We start from the raw sequence: 5,293 nt of genomic DNA on the forward strand, positions 1-5,293 counted from the left end.
GTGCCGGGATGCCCGGCACCGAGCGCACACGGTGGAGCCCCCGCGCCCGAGAGGGGCGTGTCCGCCAGGAAGAGGAGCATATTGATGGCCGTCGATACGACGACGCCCCCGCCGTCCGGTCCGGCGCATCGGGACCGACTGCTGGTGCCCACGCTGAATAAGCAGTGTTGGTCCTTCATCATCGGTTCGGCGCTGTTCGCCATCGGATCGGCCCCCGGCTTCGCCAGTGCGGCCGGGGCGCTCTCGGCGAACCTCTGCTACTTCTTCGGCGCCTGGTTCTTTACCGCCGCGGCCCTGATCCAGCTGGTACGCAGCGGTTCGGTCACGGTGCCCGTCGACTTCGCCCCGGGCAAGATGTTCCGCGCGGAGTGGCTGGCGGCCTCTGTGCAGTTCTTCGGCACGCTACTTTTCAACGTCAGTACGACTGCCGCGCTCGCGCCCAATACCATCAAGGGCGAGCAGCATCTGGTCTGGAACCCGGATGCGGGCGGTTCGGTGGCCTTCTTGCTGAGTGGTGGTTTCGTGCTCCTTGCCTTTGTGCGCTCGGGGAACGACTTCTTCTCGCCGCGCAAGGTCGACTTCTGGGCCGGGCAGGTCAACTTCCTCGGCTGTATCGCCTTCGGTGTGGCTGCCGTCGGCGGATTCATCAACAGCTCCGGCAGCACGGTCGACGCCGCGATGAGCAACTGGGGCACCTTCATCGGCGCGCTCTGCTTCCTGGTCGCCTCGGCCATCGCGCTGCCGTCACTCCCCTGGAACTCCGCCGATGTCGCGGACGCTGCCTGAGGCGAGTCCGGGCGGACTGGGCGAGCAGCGGGTCGCCGCGTGGAAAGAGCGACTGCGCGCGCTCGGCGGAGATCCGGCGGTGGAACCCACGTTCCGAATCGATGCGGCGGCCGGACGCGTCGTCTACGGATTCGACCAGGCTGCGCGCACCATCCCCGACGACTTCGAGTGCTACATGTACGTCAGTCCACTCGTGGAGACAGGGCAGGCGGTGTGCAGCCTGCGTACCCCGGTGACGGCAGTATGGGACGAACGAGCCGCCCGCGACCGTCCGGGCTGGGCGGATGGCGACGATCTGGTGGTCAGCACCCTGCTCAACGTTGAGGATCCGCCGCTGTTCATCGCCAAATACGGTGATACGCCGTTGCGCGGCTCGATGACCCCGCTGGAACTGGCTGAACTGATCCTCCCGGCCAACCTGCTCGGTAGACGGCGGGTGCTCACCGAAACGTTCGAGGTGGCTCCGCTCTTTGTCGGTACGGTGCTGGCGCGGGCGACCGCCGCCTTCGTGGCGCGCTTCGCCGCGAACCGGGCGGTCCGGGAGGCGAGTAGTCACACCGATGCCGACGACGAACTCGCCGCGGTCGAAGTCATCATCAACGCGCTCGGCGGTCTGGCCGGATCGACGGCGCTGATCGGCGACAGCCCGGTGCTGCTGCGGGAGGCGGCCTTGGCGGCTATTGAGCGCAACTATTCCGAGCCGCAGTTCGACGTCGAGTCGATTGCCGCGGAACTCTATGTCTCGCGGCGTCACCTCTATCGGGCCTTCGAAGGTGCCGACCAGTCCCTGGCCGGCCTCATCGCTGAGCGGCGCGTCGAGGCGGCCAAGGCGACGATGCGGAGGTCGCCGCATCTTTCGGTGGGTGCGGTCGCCGACCGCTGTGGGTTCGCGTCCGTGGACACCTTCCGCAGCCGGTTTCGGGCGATCGTCGGCCTCAGCCCGAGCGACTATCGGGTCCTGGAGCAGCGGGGGCGCTAGGGCGAGCCGGTCAGCTCCGGTGCGGACAGCCGCCACAGCGGGCTGACCGGACCGTGCCCGGCGCCGAGCGGATAGGCGGCGGTCAAGCACCGCGTAACCCAGTCCTTAGCGAACTGAACCGCCGCGGGTACCGACAGCCCGTGGGCCAGGGCCGCGGCGACCGCCGCGGCGAGGGTGTCGCCGGCCCCGTGGTCGTGCGGGGTATCCACCCGCGGGGCATCGAACTGCGCAAACGTGCTGCCATCGAAGAGGAGATCGGGGCTGCGCTCGGAACCGCGCAGGTGGCCGCCTTTGACCAGTGCCCAGCGTGCGCCCATCTCGTGCAGCGCCCGTGCCGCCGCCTGCTGCGTCGCCGGATCGACAACGTCGATGCCGGTCAGCAGGCGCACTTCGTCGAGGTTCGGGGTCACCAGGGTGGCGCGCGGAAAGAGCACCTCCACCAGGGTGTCGCGGGCGTCGACGGCGAGCAGTGGGTCGCCGTGCATGGACGCGCACACCGGGTCGACCACCAGGGGTACACCGCCAGCGGCGCCGATATGTGCCTCGTCGAAGGCGGCGGCGGCCGCCTCGATGATGGGAGTCGAAGCCAGCATGCCGGTCTTCACCGCGTCCACCCCGATGTCGCCGGCAACCGAAACGATCTGCGCGGCCACGGTCTCCGGGGGGATCTCCGCGATGCCGGTGACGCCCAGCGAGTTCTGGACGGTGACGGCGGTGACCGCGGTGCAGCCGTGCACGCCGAGCAGGGCAAAAGTGCGCAGATCGGCTTGGAGTCCGGCACCGCCGCCCGAGTCCGAACCCGCGACGGTCAGCACGCGCCGCGGGGTTCCGGCGGGTGCCGGTGGGGGCAGCATTTAGCGGACTTCCAGGGGCAGGTTGACCGAATCGGGGTTGCGCTCGGCATAGGCGCGAACGTCAGCCGAGATCCGCATGGAGCAGAACTTCGGTCCGCACATGGAGCAGAAGTGTGCTGTCTTGGCTGGTTCAGCGGGCAGGGTTTCGTCGTGGAACTCGCGGGCGGTGTCGGGGTCCAGCGACAGGTTGAACTGGTCGTCCCAGCGGAACTCGAAGCGGGCCTTACTCAGCGCATCGTCGCGCTGCTGAGCCCGCGGGTGGCCCTTGGCGAGATCGGCGGCGTGCGCGGCGATCTTGTAGGTGATGACACCGACCTTCACATCGTCCCGATTGGGTAGGCCGAGGTGCTCTTTCGGGGTGACATAGCAGAGCATCGCGGTGCCAGCCTGGGCGATCATCGCCGCGCCGATCGCCGAGGTGATGTGGTCGTAGGCGGGCGCGATATCGGTGGCGAGCGGGCCGAGCGTATAGAACGGTGCCTCCTCGCAGAGTTCCTCTTCCAGTCGCACGTTCTCGACGATCTTGTGCATCGGCACGTGGCCGGGGCCCTCAATCATCACTTGCACGCCGTGGCTTTTGGCGACCTTGGTCAGTTCGCCGAGCGTGGCGAGCTCGGCGAACTGCGCCTCGTCGTTGGCGTCGGCGATCGATCCGGGCCGCAGGCCGTCGCCCAGGGAGAAGGTGATGTCGTACCGGGCGAAGATCTCGCAGAGTTCGTCGAAGTGGGTGTATAGGAACGATTCGGTGCGGTGCGCCAGGCACCAGGCCGCCATGATCGAGCCGCCGCGCGAGACGATGCCGGTGACGCGCTTGGCGGTCAGCGGAACGTAGCGCCACAGCACGCCAGCGTGCACGGTCATGTAGTCGACGCCTTGCTCGGCCTGTTCGATCACGGTGTCCCGGTAGAGCTCCCAGGTGAGCGCCGCCGGATCGCCGTTGACCTTTTCCAACGCCTGGTAGATCGGCACGGTACCGATCGGCACCGGCGAGTTCCGCATGATCCACTCGCGAGTGGCGTGGATGTCTTTGCCGGTGGACAAATCCATGATGGTGTCGGCGCCCCAGCGCGTGGCCCACACCATCTTCTCCACCTCTTCGGCGATCGACGATGTCACCGCCGAGTTCCCGATATTGGCGTTGATCTTCACGGTGAAGGCCTTGCCGATGATCATCGGCTCGATCTCCGGATGCTGGTGGTTTGCCGGGATCACCGCGCGCCCGGCGGCCACCTCGCTGCGGACCAGTTCGGCATCGCAGCCCTCGCGCGTGGCGATGAAGCGCATTTCGTCGGTGATGATCCCGGCGCGGGCCCACGCGAGTTGGGTGGTGGCGCCGTCGATCGGCGCGGGGTGCGACCAGGCCGCGCGGGTCTTCGGCAGGCCCCGCTCGAGGTCGATGACGGCGGCGTCGTCGGTGTATGGGCCGGAGGTGTCGTACAGGTCGAGGTGGTCGCCGTTGGTCAGGTGGACGCGGCGCTGGGGGATGCGCAGCCGATCGACCTCGACGTAGCGTTTGCTGCTGCCCGCGATGGGGCCGCGGGTGACGGTCGTCGGCACAGCGGTGCTCATGTATTTCTCCCTACGCCGGCATTATCCGGACAGGTTCATACGGTCGGCGACCGCCAGTCGCCCTCTCAGCCCTCGGATCGCGAGAGCCCCCGTGTGTGCAGTTGTCGTGAGCAGCTTAGCGCGCTTCTCGACTAGGAGGCGGTCCGGTAGGGCGCCGGGGTGCGCAGCGCGGGATGCGCTTGCAGATAGTGTCGGGTGAAGCTACACAGCGCGGTGATGTGCAGGCCTTGCCGGTGGAGGTGGTCGACGGCCGTGGCGCTCAGCCGGGTGGCCAGGCCGTGACCGCTGTACTCGTCGTAGAGGACGGTGTGCAGGATGGTGACGTGCGGGTCGGTAGCGCGCGCATCGTCGTTGTAGCGGTAGCCGAGCACTCCGACCAGGTCGCCAGCCACCCAGAGTTCGAAGCGCTCCCGGACCGGGTTGTGTACCACCTCGGAGATCTGCTGCAGGATCTCTCGAGCAGCCTGCGGTGGGCGGACGCGGCGGTGTTTGCGGTGCATTCGGTGCCTCCTGTGAGTTACGTCACATCAGGTATAGCGCGTGCTCCGGGTTCACACAAGACCCTCCTGTCACAGCAGTATCACGGGCGGGCGTCTTTCTCGCCGCGTGACGTCACCCGCCGTGTTCTAAGTCAGGCTAGACTTACCTATCTTCGGCTGTTTCAATGGCAACCATGCAGGGAGAAAATGAGGCTGATTCGTCGGCCGAGGACCGCGCGACCGAGCCCGGCGACTACGTCGTTGACCCCGGCGACTATGTGATCGAGAGTGCACGGGACGACGCGGACACTGTGGTGGTCAACACCGAGGCATACAGCGACGTCGCGACGTACGACGCTTACCCGGACGATGCCGGGCTCGACGACGAGTACTCCGCGCCGATCGCCGATGCCGACGGCTCGGCCCGTGGCCGCGACCGCGTCAACTGGCCGACGGTGGCGCTGGCTGCCGGTATTGCGGGCATCGTTTCCGCACTGGTCTTGGCAATTGCGATGGTGGGCCTGCTGCTGTCGGATGCGGCCGCGAGTAACCGCGCGGTTGCCGCAGTGCCTCAGGTGGTGAACCTGGGTGCGGCCACCCTGGCCCCGGCGGCCGCAGCTCCGGCC

The 5,293-nt window shown here is 67.6% G+C and carries 5 protein-coding genes, 1 pseudogene and 1 riboswitch; of the genes and pseudogenes, 3 read left to right on the forward strand and 3 right to left on the reverse strand.

What is annotated here, in order from left to right:
* Window positions 1-84: 84 nt before the first annotated feature.
* Window positions 85-786: a hypothetical protein gene (locus WAW85_RS13440; protein WP_422560110.1), complete on the forward strand. Its 702-nt coding sequence runs from the start codon at window positions 85-87 to the stop codon at window positions 784-786.
* Window positions 767-1,765, forward strand: coding sequence for a helix-turn-helix transcriptional regulator (locus WAW85_RS13445; protein ID WP_422560111.1), 999 nt, complete (start codon window positions 767-769; stop codon window positions 1,763-1,765). Before WAW85_RS13440 ends, WAW85_RS13445 begins: the two co-directional genes overlap by 20 nt.
* Here WAW85_RS13445 and thiD read toward each other — a convergent pair.
* The 3 genes from thiD to WAW85_RS13460 form a co-directional block, all read right to left on the reverse strand.
* Window positions 1,762-2,619, reverse strand: coding sequence for a bifunctional hydroxymethylpyrimidine kinase/phosphomethylpyrimidine kinase (gene thiD / locus WAW85_RS13450; RefSeq protein ID WP_422560112.1), 858 nt, complete (start codon window positions 2,617-2,619; stop codon window positions 1,762-1,764). The two genes, WAW85_RS13445 and thiD, sit on opposite strands and share 4 nt — an antisense overlap.
* On the reverse strand, window positions 2,620-4,188 hold the full coding sequence (gene thiC, locus WAW85_RS13455; RefSeq protein ID WP_422560113.1) for a phosphomethylpyrimidine synthase ThiC: 1,569 nt from the start codon (window positions 4,186-4,188) through the stop codon (window positions 2,620-2,622).
* Window positions 4,179-4,291: riboswitch (TPP riboswitch) on the reverse strand. It overlaps the preceding gene by 10 nt.
* Window positions 4,292-4,319: 28 nt before the next feature.
* Window positions 4,320-4,688, reverse strand: a complete 369-nt coding sequence (locus tag WAW85_RS13460; protein ID WP_422560114.1) for a GNAT family N-acetyltransferase — start codon at window positions 4,686-4,688, stop codon at window positions 4,320-4,322.
* Window positions 4,689-4,861: 173 nt separating this feature from the next.
* Between WAW85_RS13460 and WAW85_RS13465 the strand changes: the two are divergent.
* Window positions 4,862-5,293: pseudogene (locus WAW85_RS13465) on the forward strand (hypothetical protein); the annotation flags it as partial.

Origin of the sequence: Gordonia sp. (in: high G+C Gram-positive bacteria), assembly GCF_049299075.1 — a bacterium.
In the GTDB taxonomy this organism is placed as follows: Bacteria; Actinomycetota; Actinomycetes; order Mycobacteriales; family Mycobacteriaceae; genus Gordonia.

Excerpts from the sequence above, each read along its gene's own strand:
- WAW85_RS13440 (WP_422560110.1), top strand. The coding sequence starts at position 85 with ATGGCCGTCGATACGACGACGCCCCCGCCGTCCGGTCCGGCGCATCGG.
- thiD (WP_422560112.1), bottom strand. The coding sequence starts at position 2,619 with ATGCTGCCCCCACCGGCACCCGCCGGAACCCCGCGGCGCGTGCTGACC.
- thiC (WP_422560113.1), bottom strand. The coding sequence starts at position 4,188 with ATGAGCACCGCTGTGCCGACGACCGTCACCCGCGGCCCCATCGCGGGC.
- WAW85_RS13445 (WP_422560111.1), top strand. The coding sequence starts at position 767 with ATGTCGCGGACGCTGCCTGAGGCGAGTCCGGGCGGACTGGGCGAGCAG.
- WAW85_RS13460 (WP_422560114.1), bottom strand. The coding sequence starts at position 4,688 with ATGCACCGCAAACACCGCCGCGTCCGCCCACCGCAGGCTGCTCGAGAG.